The organism is Haloferula sp. (genome assembly GCF_049672945.1).
Lineage (GTDB): Bacteria > Verrucomicrobiota > Verrucomicrobiia > Verrucomicrobiales > Akkermansiaceae > Haloferula.
This window is the reverse complement of the sequence record NZ_JBATWY010000039.1, coordinates 1-17971: the sequence shown is the minus strand read 5'-3', so window position 1 is coordinate 17971 and position 17971 is coordinate 1. Positions and strand designations below refer to the sequence as shown.

At 53.8% G+C, this 17971-nt stretch carries 9 protein-coding genes and 1 pseudogene; 8 read left to right on the top strand and 2 right to left on the bottom strand.

All coding sequences use genetic code 11. From position 1 onward, the window contains the following. Window positions 1-15 precede the first annotated feature (15 nt). The 6 genes and pseudogenes from WBG04_RS03305 (at window position 16) to WBG04_RS03280 (ending at window position 9235) form a co-directional block, all read left to right on the top strand. Window positions 16-3924, top strand: coding sequence for an efflux RND transporter permease subunit (locus WBG04_RS03305; protein WP_424312936.1), 3909 nt, complete (start codon window positions 16-18; stop codon window positions 3922-3924). Window positions 3925-4054: 130 nt separating this feature from the next. After that, window positions 4055-4828, top strand: a complete 774-nt coding sequence (locus WBG04_RS03300; protein WP_424312935.1) for a class I SAM-dependent methyltransferase — start codon at window positions 4055-4057, stop codon at window positions 4826-4828. Between the two features lie 94 nt (window positions 4829-4922). Beyond that, entirely contained in the window at window positions 4923-7286 is a 2364-nt protein-coding gene (locus WBG04_RS03295) for a multicopper oxidase domain-containing protein (protein WP_424312934.1), read from the top strand. Window positions 7287-7305: 19 nt separating this feature from the next. Further along, a pseudogene (locus WBG04_RS03290) lies at window positions 7306-8617 on the top strand (APC family permease). Then, window positions 8614-9105, top strand: coding sequence for a hypothetical protein (locus tag WBG04_RS03285; protein ID WP_424312933.1), 492 nt, complete (start codon window positions 8614-8616; stop codon window positions 9103-9105). Before WBG04_RS03290 ends, WBG04_RS03285 begins: the two are co-directional and overlap by 4 nt. Further along, window positions 9086-9235, top strand: a complete 150-nt coding sequence (locus WBG04_RS03280) for a hypothetical protein (RefSeq protein ID WP_424312932.1) — start codon at window positions 9086-9088, stop codon at window positions 9233-9235. Before WBG04_RS03285 ends, WBG04_RS03280 begins: the two co-directional genes overlap by 20 nt. 144 nt (window positions 9236-9379) lie before the next feature. Here the strand turns inward: WBG04_RS03280 and WBG04_RS03275 are convergent, their stop codons facing one another. Both WBG04_RS03275 and WBG04_RS03270 read right to left on the bottom strand, forming a co-directional pair. After that, complete coding sequence (locus WBG04_RS03275) at window positions 9380-10063, bottom strand: hypothetical protein (RefSeq protein ID WP_424312931.1); 684 nt, start codon at window positions 10061-10063, stop codon at window positions 9380-9382. Then, a complete protein-coding gene (locus tag WBG04_RS03270; protein WP_424312930.1) occupies window positions 10032-10853 on the bottom strand; it encodes a TIGR02391 family protein in 822 nt (273 codons plus the stop codon). The genes WBG04_RS03275 and WBG04_RS03270 overlap by 32 nt, the downstream gene beginning before the upstream one ends. A 161-nt stretch (window positions 10854-11014) precedes the next feature. Here WBG04_RS03270 and WBG04_RS03265 point away from each other — a divergent pair, with 161 nt between their 5' ends. Together WBG04_RS03265 and WBG04_RS03260 are read left to right on the top strand one after the other, a co-directional pair. Beyond that, window positions 11015-16333, top strand: coding sequence for an ATP-binding protein (locus tag WBG04_RS03265; protein WP_424312929.1), 5319 nt, complete (start codon window positions 11015-11017; stop codon window positions 16331-16333). A gap of 57 nt (window positions 16334-16390) precedes the next feature. After that, on the top strand, window positions 16391-17971 hold a 1581-nt coding region (locus tag WBG04_RS03260; protein ID WP_424312928.1), incomplete at its 3' end, for a hypothetical protein.

Here is a 17971-nt window from a genome sequence, read left to right as displayed (position 1 = left end):
ATCGCCGCAGGCGCAATGAACAAGCTCATCCATTTCTGTCTTCATCAGAAGCTAGTCGTCCTGCTACTCCTTGCCTTCGTGATCGCATGGGGTGTGCGGGTCGCACCCTTTGATTGGGACACGGGCGATTACCCGCGCGATCCGGTGGCGGTCGATGCGATTCCAGACCTCGGCGACAACCAGCAGATCATCTTCACCGAGTGGGCCGGGCGATCGCCACAGGACATCGAGGACCAAGTAACCTATCCGCTTACGGTGTCACTTCTCGGCGTGCCGGGCGTGCGCGAGGTGCGTTCGTTCTCGATGTTCGGATACTCCTACGTTTATCTGATTTTCGAGGAAGACGTGGAGTTTTACTGGAGCCGTAGTCGAGTGCTCGAAAAGCTCAACTCGCTTCCCGCAGGGCTGATTCCTGATGAAGTGACCCCGACTCTCGGCCCCGATGCCACCGGTCTTGGCCAGGTCTTCTGGTATTACCTTGAAGGCCGGGACCCCGATGGCAATCCCGTGGGTGGATGGGACCCGGACGAACTGCGATCTTTGCAGGACTGGCAGGTGCGTTACGCATTGCTCGCGGCGGAGGGTATAGCAGAGGTGGCTTCGGTGGGTGGCTATGTCCGGCAATACCAGGTCGATGTGGATCCCGATAAGCTGCGCGCTCAGAATGTGACCTTAGCTCAGGTTGTTGATGCGGTTCGAAAATCGAACCAAGAGATTGGCGCACGCAATCTGGCAGTAAATGGAGTGGAGTACTTTATCCGTGCGACCGGCTATGTCTCAAGTGTTGATGATCTGCGGGATGCTGTGGTGACGGTGCGTGACGGAACACCAATCACCGTCGGCCAAGTCGCCTCGGTCGAGTTGGGTCCAGCGCTACGCCGCGGAGCGCTTGATGTGAATGGAGCCGATGCTGCCGGTGGTGTGGTCGTCGCACGATTCGGAGCCAATCCGATGGCGGCGATTAAAAGCACCAAGGAGAAGATCAAGCAACTAGAGGACGCTCTCCCGACTAGGGTGGTCGTTGATTGGAACAGAGTTTCACCCGAAGAAGTTAAGAGCTTCGCGATTGAACAGAAGATCGAACCGGCTTTCGCGGACGAGGGTGTTGAGTCGCTTGCCCAGAACGAATGGATTGCCTGGGCCAAGCTCAGTGCTCGCGCCGATTGGCCCGACTGGATGACGACTTCGAAAGTCACCGTCGTTCCCTTCTACGATCGAACCCACCTCATTTCAGAAACTCTCAACACCCTCGATGAGGCGCTGTGGCAACAGATTCTGGTGACGATCATTGTGGTGGTGGTGATGGTTCTTCACCTACGTAGCAGCCTGTTGATCTCGGCGATGCTGCCGCTCGCCGTGCTGATCACCTTCATCACCATGAAGCTCGCCGGGGTCGATGCGAATATCGTTGCTCTAGCAGGCATTGCGATCGCGATCGGCACGGTGGTTGATGTCGGGATCGTACTCACGGAGAACATGCTCAAGCATCTCGATGAAGCCGATCCCAGTGAGTCGAAGGCGGCCGTCATCTATCGAGCTGTCACTGAGGTGGCCTCGGCGGTGACGACATCCGTGGCGACGACGGTGATCAGCTTCCTGCCGGTATTCACGATGACAGGCGAGGCGGGTCGCTTGTTCCGTCCGCTGGCGTTCACCAAAACCTTCGCGTTGATTGCTTCGATCGTGGTGGCTCTGACAATCATCCCGCCGGTGGCACACATCATTTTCGGAACGTTGCCGCGTTTCATGCGGGAGCGCCGATTCCTTGCCGCCAAGTTGCTGCTGGCAGCCGGGCTAATCTCGTTTTCCTTCTCAGCCCCGCTGGCAGGCGCTTTGCTGGTGCTCGCCGTCGGTGTCTATTTTTCGCCGAAAGTCCAAGGCCGTACGGCGCGGATCAGCGTGCTGGTGATCAATCTATCCATTGCTGTAGTCGTGGCCTGGATGCTTACGGTAGATTGGATGCCACTTGGCCTCGATCGCAGCAGCGTGATGAACTTCGTTTTTGTATTCATGGTGCTCGGTGGCCTGCTTGGTGCCTTTCGTTTGTTTGAACTCACTTATGGCTCCGTGCTCACTTGGTGCCTGCGACACAAAGCGATGTTCTTAAGCGTACCGGTCGCCTTGCTGATACTCGCCGGGAGCATCTGGATTGGTTTCGATAAGTTATTTTCCTTTGTGCCGAATACCTTCGGAGACCGGGTCACAGAGACGGCGCTTTGGAAGGATGCCTCGGAGAAGTTCCCCGGGCTCGGCCGCGAGTTCCGCCCGGCGCTTGATGAAGGGACCTTCCTTTTCATGCCGACGGTTAGTCCACATGCTTCGATCGAAGAAGCAACCGAGTCGCTTCGTCAGCTTGATGCCGCCATTGCCTCGATTCCTGAGGTCGATCAGGTGGTCGGAAAGATTGGACGCGTCGAGTCCTCACTCGATCCCGCGCCGATCTCGATGGTCGAAACGGTCATCAACTACGTTTCCGAATACAAGTCCGACGAGAAGGGTCGGGTGCTGCGATTCAAGACTGACGAACAAGGGGACTTCATCTACGATGAAGCTGGTAGTTTGGTCGAGGATTCCAGCGGCACGCCTTTCCGCCAATGGCGTCCGGAAATCAAATCGCCCGATGACATTTGGGTGGAGATTGACCGTGTCACCCGTATGCCAGGAGTCACCGGTGCGCCGAAGCTTCAGCCGATCGAAACACGCCTGGTGATGCTGCGCACAGGCATGCGCGCACCGATGGGGATGAAAATCAAGGGGCCCGACCTTGAGACGATCCAGAATTTTGGACTCGATGTTGAAAGGTTGTTGCGCAGTGGCGAGGTGCCCGGTCTGGCCACTGCCACGGTCAATGCAGACCGCATCGTCGGCAAACCCTATCTTGAAATCATTCCCGATCGATCCGCTGCCTCGCGCTACGGGCTGAACATCTCCGACATCCATGAAGCAATCCAAGGGGCCATCGGAGGCAAAATGATGGGCTATACCATCGAAGGGCGCGAACGCTACATGATCCAGGTTCGCTACGCTCGTGAGCGCCGTGATGACATCGAAAGCCTCGGCCGGATCCTCGTCACTTCGAAGGAGGGCGCGCAGGTGCCGCTCGAACAGCTGGCCGATCTTCGCTATGTGCGTGGTCCGCAGGTGATCAAGGCGGAGGATACGTTTCTAACAGGTTATCTGACTTTTGGTGCAGAGCCGGGATTCCCGGAGGTCGACGTCGTGGAGGCGATTGGCAAGTTCCTAAATGAAAAGGAAAAGTCCGGAGAACTACGCCGCCCGCCTGGCTTGCGCTACGACTTCGCCGGGAACTACGAGGCCGCGCTTGAGTTTAATCGGACGTTGCTGTTCATGCTACCGATCTGTCTCGGCGCGATCTTCATGCTGCTCTACCTCGACAGTCGCTCGGTCATCAATACCGGCATCATTTTCAGTGGCGTGGCTGTCGCCTGGGCGGGCGGATTCCTAATGTTGTGGCTCTACGGTCGTCCGGGCTTTCTTGATTTCGAGATCTTCGGCCATCACGTCGGTCACTTGTTCAACGTCGGACCGATCAACATCTCGACTGCGGTTTGGGTGGGCTTCCTTGCACTCTTCGGCATTGCAACTGACGATGGGGTTGTGGTGTCTACTTACCTCCGACAGAAGTTCGACGAGTTAAAGCCGAGTACCATAGATGAAGTTCGAACTGCGACGCTTGAAGCCGGGTTGCGGCGTGTCCGCCCATGTCTTATGACAACCGCCACTACCTTGTTGGCATTGCTTCCCGTTATCACCTCGACCGGTCGTGGATCGGACCTGATGGTCCCGATGGCGATCCCGATCTTCGGCGGAATGTTCGTCGAACTGATGACGATGTTCATCGTTCCGACGCTCTACTGCCTCTGGCAGGAGGGAAGGATTTCTAGAGTGCGAGTAGAAGATTAGTGAATGCCGAAAACCCAAATCAAAATCAATGAAAGCCTACCGACGCATCTCCAATCTTCCTGCCTCTCGCCTTATAAAGGGGCTATTTGGCAAGCAATTGATTGGGCTACTTCCTGGGCGAGCTCGCGCGGTGAGAAAGCGGCCTTTCAGCAAACCATGGGGGACCTCAGGGAAGCTGCTCAGAAATGGTTTTCTTGTTCGCGCGATTGGTGAAGAGGATCACGGGCTGATCCAGGACTTCATGCGTGACTATTGGGCATCGCCGCACTCGGACGAGTTTTTCGACAACTTCGAACATCGGTTCGAAACGGTCTTTCTTCGTCATCACGCAGGAATCTTGGAGGAGATCTCAAAGGTGGTGCAGGAGTTCGGAGTTGAGACTCCACGGCTTGTTGAAGTAGGGGTGGGGGATGGAAGGGTGCTTTCCTACTTGGAATCGAAACTTGATTTGATTGGAGAGTTCCACGGAGTCGACATCAATGCGGAGCAGATTGAGTCGAATCGGGAGAAGTTTCGCCAAAACCCGAAGCTCCACTTTTGGAATGAAGATGCCCTTCATTGGTTGATCCGCCGGCCTGCAGCTGGAACTGTTCTGCTGACGAATGGAGGTGTTCTTGAGTATTTTACTCGCGACCAGATTCTGGGGCTATTCGAGGAATTGAAGCGGGGAAACCAGCCCTGCGCAGTAGCCGTCACCGAGACATTGGCGATCGATCATGACCTGAATGGGGAGCCGGCCTCTTTTCCCTATGGTCACGAATTGTCGTTCTCTCATAATTACAAGGCTCTCTTCGAGGAATCTGGCTTTGTCATTCGATTTTCCAAGGATCGGTTCACTATCGAGGGCGAGGAACATCACCCCACCCGGTGGTGCCAGTTTCTCGCGACAGTAGATGAGTCCTAAAAAACTGAGACGAATGTCAAATTTAACAACGAAGTCTTTCCTAATTCATCAAATCCCGGTCGGCATGCATCCTGCGGAATATTCATCGAAACTCATGAGAATCACCAAAAACCATTTCACCTTGCACCTTTTGACGATGGCGATCGCTCTCTTTGCAATCCCGGCCGTTGCGAAAGAGGTGAGCTATAAACTCACGATCGAGAAGAAGGAGGTCAATTTCACGGGGAAGAAACGTGAGGGAATCACGGTCAATGGTGGAATCCCGGCTCCGACTTTGCGCTTTAGGGAGGGTGATACGGCTGTGATCGAAGTTCACAATGCGATGGACGAGCCAGGTTCGGTGCATTGGCACGGCTTGCTGGTTCCGCCGACGATGGATGGGGTTCCGGGGATTTCCTATCCGGGAATTGCTCCTCATTCGACCTTCACCTATCGATTTCCAATCCGACAGACGGGCACCTACTGGTATCACTCTCATACGGAATTGCAGGAACAGGTTGGAGTCTACGGTTCGATCGTGATTACACCCAACGATCGGAATCACGGGGCCACGAAGGATCATGTGGTGCTGCTCTCGGATTGGTCGGATCGCTCGCCGCAGCAGGTGATGAAACTTCTCCGTCGTGGTTCGGAGTGGATGGGAGTGGAGAAGAAAACTTCGCAATCGCTGCTGGGTGCCGTCAAGACCGGCAAGTTCATCGAGTTTTGGAAACGGGAGGCAATGCGGATGCCACCGATGGACCTTTCGGATGTTTCCTATGATGCGTTTCTCCTGAACGGAAAAACGTCGGAAGTGCTGGATGCGCGACCGGGGGAAACCGTGAGATTGCGGGTGATCGACGGCTCTGCCATGAGCTTTTTCTACCTCCAGTATGCGGGTGGCCCAGTCAAGGTCGTGGCGGCTGATGGTCAATCCGTGGAACCCCTGATGATGAAGAAACCACTGCTCATCGGAGTAGCTGAAACCTATGATTTGATAGTGAAAGTTCCGGCTTCCGGAGCCTACGAGTTTCGTGCGACCGCTCAGGATGGTTCGGGATACGCATCACTTTGGATCGGGCGGGGCGAGAAGCAGGCCGCACCCGATATGCCGAAGCCATTTCTCTACGACACGATGGACATGTTTAGTTGGAAGCGGATGTTCGCACTTACGCCAAGAGGTTCAATGGGAATGACAAACCGTGACGTCGATGCGGGGAAATTCGATCAACCGGGGATGAACATGCCTGGCATGAAAATGCATGGTAAGATGCAGATGGCCGGCGATATGAAAGGAATGGATCACAGCGCCATGCAGATGGACGGCGGGATGTCTGGTTCGATGGAGGAGATGGATCATGGCTCAATGAGCCCAATGAAGAAGGATCCGGCGATGAGTGGCATGGAGGATAGCAGCCTGAAATTGAATCCGCCGAAGTGGTATGATTTCCTTCTTCGCGATGATGCGGCGATTCATCCGGAACTCGCTTCGGATGGGATGAGTTCCCGCTATCGTCCGTTTTCACCGTATGCGATGCTTCGAGCTCCTCAGAACACGAGCTTGCCGCCAAACGCACCGCGCCGAACAGTGCGCCTGACCTTGGATGGGGACATGTCCAAGTATGTGTGGCAGATCAATAATCGTATTCTTGCTCCGGACAACGACATTCACATCAAGAAGGGTGAGGTGGTCCGTTTTGTGATGATCAATCGCACGATGATGCATCACCCGATGCACCTCCACGGGCACTTTTTCCGGGTAATCAATGGTCAGGGGAAACGCTCACCGTTGAAACACACTGTCGATGTCGCGCCGATGTCGACCACGGTGATCGAGTTTGATGCGAATGAGTTTGGCGACTGGTTTTTTCACTGCCACTTGCTCTATCACATGCACAGCGGCATGGCTCGCGTGGTGGAATATGACGGCTACGAACCGGATGCGGCGACAGTTGCGGCGAGGAGGAATCTTTATGCCGACAAGTCGTGGAAGCTATATGGGATAATCGATGTCTTGAACAGTGAGTCGCAGGGCACGATCGTGTTTTCCAATATCCTCAACAGTTTCGCTCTGAATTACGAAACGGGATGGGATGGGGTTACCGATAGCGAGTGGGAAGCCGACATCACCTACAACCGCTACATCAACCGGTTTACCTCGGTCTTCGCCGGGGTTTACGGTGAGGGCGTCGACTTCTCCCGAGATACCGAGCGTTTGATCGTGGGGGCCAACTATTTGTTGCCGATGAATCTCCTCGCCACCGGTTGGATCGATTCGGATGGGGGTGCGAGGGTTACGGTAGGCCGGGAATTGATGCTCACTCCGCGACTTGGGATCTTCGGCGAGGTCGAATACGACACCCACGACGATTGGTCGTATCAAGGAGGCGCATCCTATCGTTTGAATCAAAGTATTTCGGCGACCGCATTGTGGGACTCTGTCTATGGAGTAGGAGCCGGTATTACCTTCCAATTCTAAGAGTAACTCTCCAATAGCGATGAACCGTCAATCTGCGAAATGGGCAGCTAGTTTTGCAGGTAATGTTTCGATAGGAGCCGGGCTAATGATCGGGGCTGGCGTCAACGCCCTTACCGGTGGCGGGACCTAGTTCCCGTCCGCTTTCCTGTTGGCATGCCGTTGTTTTGGTATTCAGTACCTACACCTATCTCAAAATGTCGGATACCTACCCGTCTTCGGGAGGGGTCGCGCTATTTCTCAGAGAGACTTATTCGAAATCGTCGATTACTGGTGCGAGCGCGTTGCTGATCTTCTTAGTGGTTATCCAACAGAGCCTGGCCGCTCGAACCTTCGCGACCTATGTGCTTCAGCCCTTCGGCGGAAGCCCCGGCTGGTGGTGGATCCCGGCGCTCGGCGTGGCGCTGCTACTTTTTGCATTCGTGGTCAATGTCCTCGGTAACAAGTTCATCGAGGGCTTTTCCTTCGTCACCGCCTTCGTGAAAATAGGGGGGCTGCTGGTTCTCGCCGGAGGTGGTCTGTGGGCATCGGGGCTGGATTTCAAAAGTGTGACCGTCGCTCCGCCGGAGACCGGTATCGCAAGTTTTATCGGTGCGGTCGCTCTCGGAATCCTAGCGTATAAGGGATTCACCACCATCACCAACAGCGGTGGAGAGATCAAGGAACCGCACAAGAACGTCGGTCGTGCAATCGTGATTTCGATGATCATTTGCGTAATCCTTTATATGGTCGTCGCGTTCGCAGTTGGCGGAAACCTGACCATATCGGAAATCGTCAGTGCTAAAAACTACTCGTTGGCCGAGGCATCTCGCCCGGCCTTCGGAAAGTGGGGTCTATGGACTACCGTCGGCTTTGCTATCGTTGCGACCGTTTCCGGTGTGATCGCAAGTATCTTCGCAGTCTCTCGAATGCTCGCGATGCTGACTGAAATGAAGCTCGTCCCGCACAAACACTTCGGAATGCCCGGCGATCTCCAGAAGCACACCCTGGTTTACACGGTGGTGATCGCGATGCTTCTCACCATCTTTTTCGATCTCTCCCGCATCGCTTCTCTCGGTGCTGTGTTCTATATCGTCATGGACATAATCGTCCACTGGGGCGTTCTTAGACATCTGCGCGAGGAGGTGGAGGCGAAAGCGTGGATTCTTATCACTGCGATCATCCTCGATGTCATCGTCCTTGGAGCTTTTCTCTGGGTGAAGTGGCAATCGGACATGCTCGTTATCTGGGCTTCCGTCATCGGCCTGATTCTGGTGTTTCTCGGTGAGAAAATGTTTCTCAGAAAAATTGCCCGCGATCCTGACTCAGGACTCACGGAGGGAGCGGAGGAATGAACATCCTCCTCTTCGCCACCGGCATCGCACTGATTGCCCTTGCCACCTATGATGCGTTGAAAACAACCATCTCATTTTCCGGAGGCGGCCCCCTGACCCTGCCGCTTGCAACCGGAATATGGAGCTTCGCCCTCGGCATCCACCGGGCGGGGCGGTCCGATTCCAGAAAATTACTGAAACTCGCCGGGCCTGTGATCCTGCTGACAACGGTTCTGCTCTGGATTTCGATGGTGTTCGCGGGCTATGCGATGATGTTCGGATCGCATTGCGATTCCATCATCAGTTCCACGACCCGGTTGCCCACGGATTTCGCCGAGAAGCTCTACTTCACCGCCTATACCCTCTTCACTTTAGATATGGGGGATTTCATTCCGAACGGCCATGGCTGGCAGATGGCGACTTCGATTGCCTCACTCCACGGGCTTTCCTTGTCACACTCCGGTGCCAATGCCAAAGTACATCGATCGGATGGATCTTTCCGAAATTGAGGCACTCGTTCCAATTGAGGATGTCGTCCACAGCGTATCAGTTGATGAAGAATGGGGGCTGCTTGAAAACGTCATTGTGCCCGAGATCGTGAAAATGATCCGCGAGGCCCAATCAGCCGAGTCGAAGTAGTAGTGGCGTAGGTGAGCTCCGTTTGCTCCCACACGCATCCGGTCGGCTCCCCGAGTGGGGACCAATTGGTCGCGATGGAGCAACGAGCTTTAGCTCACCACCGGAGCCGGGTCAGAAATAGCCCGGCTCTCACTGTGTTGGTTGTCAGCTTCCTAGGATCTTTTCTCTTTCGTTTGCATGCTCGTGCTCGGCCTGAATGCTGGCGCACGTTATGGATGAGAATGTGTCGTTTGAATCTGCCTGCTTCTCTTTAAGATTGCCGGCCAACTCACCCTGAGCGTGCTGCGGGTACATATCAGATTGGCGAACGCCTGTCCGATTTCGTGAGATCTTGCCATCGCTCACGCCAATCTTCAAAATCTGTGCTAACATCGACTCACGAATCCAAGTGCGGTGACTCCCGCCTGGGCGCTGAGAGGAGCAGTCCAAAGCATTCTCGGCGTGCGGGGAAGTGAATTGCTGGTAGCGAACAGCGATAAGCAAGAACGCCCCCAAATCTACGCAGCTCATTTCGCGTTGAGTCACGCGGGATGGGGGCTGACGTATCCGCTCACGTATCGGATTCGTCCACGCGGATTGGGTTTTCGCGGTGATCTTGTTCCTTGTTACTATTCCTTTCTCGGTGCCTGCGATAAAAGGAAGATTTTCGTCGATGACCAACTGAAAATAGCGGAAGAGCTCCAGCAATTCCCGGCAGCATTCCGCCGAGCGGCGGAGAAGCACCAGGAATCTTCGCTCTGGCAGGCCATTCGCGAAGGATATATCCCCGCGAAAGTGAACTGCAGTGCGTTCCGAGTTATAGGACGCGGGGCGTTCTTGCCGCGCCATCCAGTCGACGGTGGAGGAAGGACGCCATCGTGAGTAAATCAAGCGCGTCCTGTTCGTTCATCGTCCACGAAATTTTAGGGGCGTGAGCAGTAGTGTTCCGAAAGGTGCCGAAGAAACCAACCATCAGATTTTTTAATCCCTTCTGTTCCGAGCGCTCGGAATCCGTTTGAAGGGTGTTGAACGCGAGGAATGGCATCCCCGCCTTCCCCAGCGATAGCGACAGCTCCGCGAGTTCGCCCGCATCGCCGGGGAGTCCCGTTTTGACTCGCAGTTTATCCGAAACGCTTTTCGTTGCTTCCAAAACCGCGTGGAAATGGTTGTTCTGGAGGAGCTCGGCACGACAGAATTCCAATACCTCGGGATGCACGCCACGTTTCAGAAGTTCGCTCCGCAACTTTCCTGCTCTTTCCTCGGCTTCTGTAAGTGTCGTCGCCGCAGTGCGGTTCCTGAGCTGACCGTCGGCCCCCAGCTCAAGGCCACTGAAAACCAGAACGTGATTGAGCGCCGCTCGGCGTTCCTCAAACACTTCCGGACGACTCGTGAAACGGACCGGGCGCATTGCTTCCAGCACGAACTCGATGACCTTGTTGCCGCAACGATCCTGTCGCTGCCGACTATCGAGTGCGGCAAAGAGGCGCTTCCATTTGGTGATTCCCGCTTCTGGGTCGTCGATCCTCAACGAGCTTAAAAGCACGCCTATCTCTGTTCCCTTGAGTCCACTCTCAGTGGCCGCGACTACCTGGCAGAGGCTTTCGAGATGGCCATGGGAAAAGGAAGGATGCGTTGGCACGGGTTCAAGAAGAGCGTGGTTCCGTAACGAGGTCGAGCGGGAACGGGGTAGGTTCTCGCCTTTGTTTTGCATCGGCAGTTTTGTTGCTCAAGCTCCGTATCGGCTGAAAGAAAATCCTAAACATGACAAAACCCAATCGATTGATCAAACTCACAGAATAAATGAGCAACCCGACGGCTGGAAAAGGCACCCCATATTGGTATGAATGGACAGTAGGCCTGCTGAAGGTTGCAGAAATGATGCGTCCTGATTCAGAAGTGGCTTCCGTCACATTTCAGGAAAGTGGTGTAAAGGGATGGGATGATGTGGTCGTCCGGCACGAGCAGGGCAACATTGAGTATATTCAAGTCAAGCACACACGAGAGGGCAGTAATCTCACATTTGGCGTATTCCTGACACCTGACTCAAAGGGTGAAACCCTTTTGGGCAGCCTCTACGAAGCATGGCTTGAGAAGGGACTTTCTTCGGAAAGTGCGCGATGCATCGTTTACACGAATCGCGAAGCGGGAGAGAGAGTTTATTTGGGGCGACCGCCGCTTCTGGAGTTTACCCGTTGGCTCAAGAAAGAGGCATTGGAGCGGACTACTATTGATGAGTTTGAAGTGCCTGAAGAATGGGAATCCGCGTGGGAGGAGTGGTTAGAAAAGCTGACGTCGGGAACGGATGAAGCACGTTTGGATTTTTTTCGCGAATTCTCGATTGAGACCAACAGGCCGGATCTTAAAGAATTGCAGATGGAAGTTCTGAGGGATCTTGCGCTGAGTTTTGGCATTTCGGAGGCCAAAGCCCTACCGCTCCTGCATGGCTTAAACGATGCACTCAAACATTGGACCGATGACCATGAAAAGGTGACCGCAGAAGACGTCGCCACTGCGCTGTCGTTGCCGGACGAAATCGAAACCCTGAAGCTGGCTCCGCCTCCGCCCGTGCCCTTCTTTCCTACCAGGGAAAGTGAGGCAGCCAATTTGGAACGGATTCTCGTAGCCGCCGATGGCCCTCCGGTAGTCTTTCTTTGCGCCGATCCGGGAGCGGGAAAAACCAGCTTGCTCAGTCGGATTGAGATGCGCAGGACTGAAAAGGCTCACAGCGGTGTAGTTGGCCTCCGGTACTTTTCGTTTCTTCCCATCACGCCCCAATCCCAAGGAACGCCCTCAGAAACGGACTACTCAGTAAATCCCGAGCGACTATGGTATTCCCTTCTCTCGCAGCTGCGGAGTGATCTAAGAGGGAAGCTTTGGCATTATGCGGTTCCCGTCAGAAACGAGATCTTGAGTTGGGAGCAGGCAAGGGGACACGTGTTGCGCCTCGCTGATAGGATCGGTCGCGAACTCGGTCGAAAGTTCGTGATCGTAATCGACGGTATCGATCATGCGGCAAGGGCGGGGCGTTTGAGGTATGAACCGGGATTGGCCTTCGATTTCTTCCGCTCCCTGCCTGGGCCGGAAGAATTGGCGGAGAAAGAAATTCGGTTGTTGGTGGCAGGTCAGCCTGCGGTGGATTATGATGAATACCCTTCATGGTTAAAGGGACAGGAAGAAGGTGTCTTACAGTTGGATCTCCGGACTCTGGAGAAAGCTGATGTCGCGAAACTCTTTACCAAGAGAAGTCCGGGTTTGCCCTCTGAAGAATGGGATCGTGCAATCGAAATAATCACCGAAACCACCCTAGGTAATACCCTCGCAGTGGTTTTCGCCGTAGAGGAAGCGCACACAAGTAATTCTGCGGAAGATCTTCGCCTCCGCTTGGAAAGTCGGCGCCTCAGATCCGGCCTTCGAACCTACTATGAATCGATCTGGCGGTATGCGTTTCCAGATCACTCCGACCCCGGCGGAAACATGGGTGCGGAAATCGCCATCGCCGGAACCCTGTGTCTAGTGCGGGAAAGTATTTCCGGAACGTTCCTTGCGAACGCATTCCCTGGTTTGGGATTCACCAGCGACCAGTGGTATCTCACATTGTCGAAACTTGGTCCCTTGGTTATCGAAAGAGAGGGTGGTTTTCATGTGCTGCACAATGATGTCCGTGTTTTTTTGGCCAATTACTTTAGCGAGCGTGGCGAAGCCCAGCGCAGATGGGTAGCCGGCTGTCTAGTGGATCACTACTGCTCCCTAAACTCGAACCGCAAGGTCGCCCATGTATCGTTGTTCCAGCTCTTGCGCACCGCGGGTCGGGACAACGAATGGGCACGCGTATTCGACAATCGATGGGTTTTCGAAGCTGTGGCGCTTGGAGAATCATTCCAGGAGGTTTCCCTACAATGCAAAGCAGCACTTTCGGCGGCAATCGCTCTACAGGATTGGGATATTTTGCATCAGGTGGCGTGTGCGACAGAAACTTTGGAACGATGGGAGAACTACAGTCGTGGTGCCTCCACCTCAACTGATGATCGGAATACGGAGATGGCCCCATTTTTCCCTCCCTCCGAACTTGTGGTGCTCCCGACGGATTCCTGGACCATCGATTCGCTTCGCGGAGTGACGACCGACGCCGCCCGAATCGCAAAAGCGGGAGAAACGGATCGGGCGAACGCACTTTTGAAACGATGGTTTTCCGGCATGACAATCGGTGAGCTTGCTATGCTGATTTATCCTTCTGGCGAAAAGAGTGAGCTTGACGACTCGAATGTTCAATCTGCGGATTCTTGGTTTTGTGAGTTCGGCGATGTTTCCAGATCCTTGGGCTTCATACTTGCTTCAGACGATGAGGAGCATCCAATGCACAATCGAGCGGAATATCACTATGAAGAAGGATGGGCGGCCGCAAGTTGCAGGCTAGGTCCGTTCGACTCCGTATCTTCCTGCTTCAACGAGTTTTCGCCGAGATACTATCCGCATATTGAAACATCGGTAAGGATTTTGGCAGACCTTGAAGAATGGAAGCTTGTCGCGGAGTTCCTCCAGCACTGTCACGAGGAACGCTCAAACTTCACGGATGATTTCAAAATGTTCGCTACATGGTGGAGCGTCAAATCGGGGATACATTCAAGCTGTCCTAGTTGGCTCGAATCCCTTGGAGAGAAAAATCTGGATTTAAAAAATTCCAGTGGGAATGACATCCAAGCCTTGCTCGCCATTGCAAGGGCCAGCGGGTGGTTGGACACTGCGGGAGAATCGTCTGATCTGGCTGGCGAAATCTTCAAGCGCACCAAATACGCTATTGGCTCCAAAACCGGATTGCGTGTCCTTCTGAATGCAGCGGTGGTATTGGGTCAAGTCGCTTCCCTGGAAGCACAAGGAAAGAGCGATGCAGTGCCTATCTTGTTCCGGCCGGAGTCCATCGGTCAGATTGCAAACGCTTTGTGGGGTAAAACCTGGATGGATAAATCCGACCCGCTATGGCTTTCAGCTGCTGCCGGAAACCTGTCCTTGGAATGGGTGAAAACTTTTTTCCCTCTAGATCAGGCATATCGGGATGCGCTCTTGGCGGCGGGCAGGCCGGTAGCAGAACTCGCACCGCAAGACCACCGTGTCGAAAGTGTGTGGCTGCTTTTGAAACTAGCGGGCGAACGTGACATTCTTGCTGAGTGGTGCAGGAAAGCAATTGGGGAGGGAGGCTGGATATGGTCAGATAGTTCAGGTTCAAGTGATGAACCGGAAACGATGTTTTTCTTGGAAGCCGCCAGGGAAATCGGAGAATCGCATCTGGCTCAGATGGCGGAGAGCCGCCTCAAATGGCACCGGCTCGGTTATGTGTGCCATAAAGATTACTCATTCCGTTGGGCGTGGAGCTGGTTCGAGGAACTTTCCGCAATAGATGCTTCAGTGGTCAGGAACCAGGGACTTCGCCTGTTGTTGTTACAGGATGCTTGCGATTCTCAAGGGGGCGAAAACCGTTGTTTCTCGGAAATCCAAGCAGCCGTTGGAACTGCGGCTATCGCATCCGGTCCTGCGGATGTTTGGCGGGTGATGTTTTCGGATCGCGGAAACCGGGAGGACTGGCGATGGTTCGAAAATGTCAAGATCCTGTTCCTTGATGGTTTCTTGGATCGGCTGGCTCAGCCCATGCCCGAGGAAGAAATGATCATCTGTTGGTGCATGGCGATCTCTTTGGCGCGTTGGTACGACGCTGGAGATGTCGCCATTATTTTCCGTATCAGGAATGCGATTCTGGAATCCTGCGCAACGACAAATGAGCGCCAGGACATGGAGGATCTGTTACGTCGGATCTCTCCGGGAGAATTCGCTCGGAAACCGTTGAAAGATGAAGAGGATGCATCTGGAAGTGATAACAGGTCATCAGGAGAAATGGACTGGCGCGAGGTTGTCAAATCAGGCCATCGCCTTTCCCCCTCTACAGCGGCGACGGCAGTCCGAGAAATCCTCCTCACAAATAGTGCTGATCAGGAGAGCGAGTTGATAGAGGTTCTAGAACTTTTCGGTAGAGCGAACTCCATGTCTGGAGGCTGGGGATATTTTCGCGAAGAGTTGAAAAAACCTTTGTCAGACATCATGAGATCCGTGCCTGATCGCATGCTCTGGTATCTGGCGAAGTCCGCCATCCTGCGTGTAGATGAGGGTGGATACTGGTATTCATCCGTATGCGAGAATCTCCAAGCGCTGCTTTTAACCAGAGCCTCGATACTCGGCCATGACGAGCTGGAATCCGGACTCGGGAAAGTTCTCGATATGCACGAGCGCTTGGCACGAGGTGGCGATCTGTCCACTACGTTGCCCGAGATCGCCGTGGCCGATGTTTCACGGTGCAAGACATGGGAGGGGCTGGCATGTGAGACGTTTGCCGTTCTATTCTCGTCCCGTTATGGAGCTGTGCTGGAATCGGCATGCACGGGTCTAAATGCGTTCGTTTCCTGGAAGCCACAGATCATTCCCAAGATATTCGAATCTTTCGGAGATGATAGCTGGCGTGTCCGCTGGCTGCTAGGCCTTACTGAAGCTTGGGCTACCAAGTTTCCAGAAGAGCTGAGTCGCGCATCCGAAAATTTAACATCAATTTCAAAGAACGGTTCTTTGAGCATACGATTACAAGCTTGGATCACCCAGATTTTGATGGCCAAAAATCAAGACGGGTCGATGCCTTTGTTCGAATTCGTAGAAAGGGACAATGGAGAAGATTTCGAGCCGGTTGGAGGCCATGACATTCTTGAAACCGGATTCCAGATGCATGGGGCTTTCCGCCTGGTGGATGGTTATAAGTTTGCTCAAAGTTCGATCAATCGGGTTGAGCACACGACTGGTGAGGACTTTAGGGATGTCAGATTCTCCGTGGGCCCCAAACTGATTCAGGCAGGGGGGGATAACGCGAGCGAGCGATCGTGGCCGGAACGAATCAAAAACGATCATGACTGGGAATGCAGAGGTGAACTGAAAGACCTTATACTCGACCAAGAATTTGACCGTGTGATTGTCGAGCGCGTCGATAGCCCCGGGTCACTATTGCGCTTTGCACAAGGTCACTTACCTTGCGAAGAGGGTTGGGTTTTACATCGAACACCCATGCCCCATCCCTTGCTGGCAGATTGACCGTCCGAACGTTCACTGGGGGGGGCATACAACCAACCGCCACCGTCTCGCAAGATATTGGATTCGCTTCGCCCCCTCGCGCTAGAAGGTATCAATGATGATGAGGTCGTGCTGGCTGCTTGTTTGGAGGCAAGCTCGTGGCGTGATCATTTTAAGTATGAGTATTGGTTTCAGGAAAGTGAAGACGCAACCACCGCAAATGCAGGGATGCCGACTACACTGAACGGTAGAACGTTCGCCTGGATGGCTTGGAACGACTGGTATGAGCCAAGACAATCCAAAGGAACCCGGTCAATCTGCTTTTCCGTGCAAGGTCAGCAGAAACTGTTGAACGCATCCCCGAAAATGTTTCCGTCGAAAATCTGGATTACCAAGCTTGGCTGGATGCCCTCTGATGGCAATCCCTTCGAATGGTTGTCGAAAGCTCAGCCAGCGGTGCGTTACGAAATTCTCCACGGACCTCTTCAAGCACACAGCACAAACGCTAGCCGTTTGCAAACTGTCCATCGGTGGGTCGCAAAAGCGGACGCTTTTAAAAACGCAATGGAAACGATGCCATTGTTGAAAGTTACTGAAAAGTTCACGCGCATAGCAGTAGTTACAAAAAGTACCACAATGGATTCTTCCGACACGGATAAGGAGTTTTACAGCGATTTGGAGAAGCATGCCGCCATTCCTGATTTCCTTGAAGGCGTTGATTTAGGTCCCAGCACGCTCGAAACCCACCTGGCCACCCCTGAAATTACTTACAATGAATACCGCCGCAAAATAGATCTCGATTGTGGAGACACAGTCATGGCTCGGAAATCGGTATATCTCGATACTCGATTCTGGATTCATCTGCGGGATGCCGATCTTGGAAAACCCGTGCTCGCAATTTTCAAGCAGCTTCTTGCGGAGCTGAGGAGAGGAGTCGCTGAGGGCAAACTTGTCTGCCCATTCGCGGCAGACATGCTGGCAGAGGTTTACAAACAATCCGACCGGAACACACGTTTAGCCACCGCCCGTCTAATCGACGAATTGTCGCTCAATGTTGCTCTTCAATCGGAACCCGAGCGCTTGGAAATAGAGCTATTCCATGGTATTCAGGCAATTCGTTCAAGTCGCCATCTGCAGAAGCCTTTGAAGAAGCTCGTGTGGACTCGTCCCTCATTTGTAGTTGGACATATTGCGCCCAGCTTTACTGGGTATGGAGCATCCACTGACCTAGCGCTTCAGAAGTCGTTCCTGGATTCAATCACTCGACTCGGATTCTACCATCAAGTGCTGGGAGCGGACGAAGACCATTGCTACGAGGCTGGGCAATTTAACCAAATGTGGGACGAACTCGCCGAGCGTCTAAATAAATTGAACGTCGAGAACGCGAAAGAGGCAAAGCCGAAGACTCAGATCGAAGCAGAGGAATTCTCCGGTGGACTGCAAGCTTACCTTCCTATTTTACGAAACGTCATCCGGTGCATTTTCACCAGTGAGTTGAGGCAATCACCCAACCAACAAGAGGAAGCGCAAATGAAACAAGCTGCTTTTCAAATCGGAGGAATGATTTGTGAGGCATTTCGACTCGGTCGGCTTAATGGTAATTTCCCCACATTCACCATTCGAGCGGCTTTCGCCGCTGCTGTCCGTTGGGATCAGAGA

Bases quoted from the DNA above. Each gene is read 5' to 3' on its own strand.
- WBG04_RS03280 (WP_424312932.1), top strand. From the start codon at position 9,086: ATGGATCTTTCCGAAATTGAGGCACTCGTTCCAATTGAGGATGTCGTC.
- WBG04_RS03295 (WP_424312934.1), top strand. From the start codon at position 4,923: ATGAGAATCACCAAAAACCATTTCACCTTGCACCTTTTGACGATGGCG.
- WBG04_RS03275 (WP_424312931.1), bottom strand. From the start codon at position 10,063: ATGGCGCGGCAAGAACGCCCCGCGTCCTATAACTCGGAACGCACTGCA.
- WBG04_RS03265 (WP_424312929.1), top strand. From the start codon at position 11,015: ATGAGCAACCCGACGGCTGGAAAAGGCACCCCATATTGGTATGAATGG.
- WBG04_RS03305 (WP_424312936.1), top strand. From the start codon at position 16: ATGAACAAGCTCATCCATTTCTGTCTTCATCAGAAGCTAGTCGTCCTG.
- WBG04_RS03285 (WP_424312933.1), top strand. From the start codon at position 8,614: ATGAACATCCTCCTCTTCGCCACCGGCATCGCACTGATTGCCCTTGCC.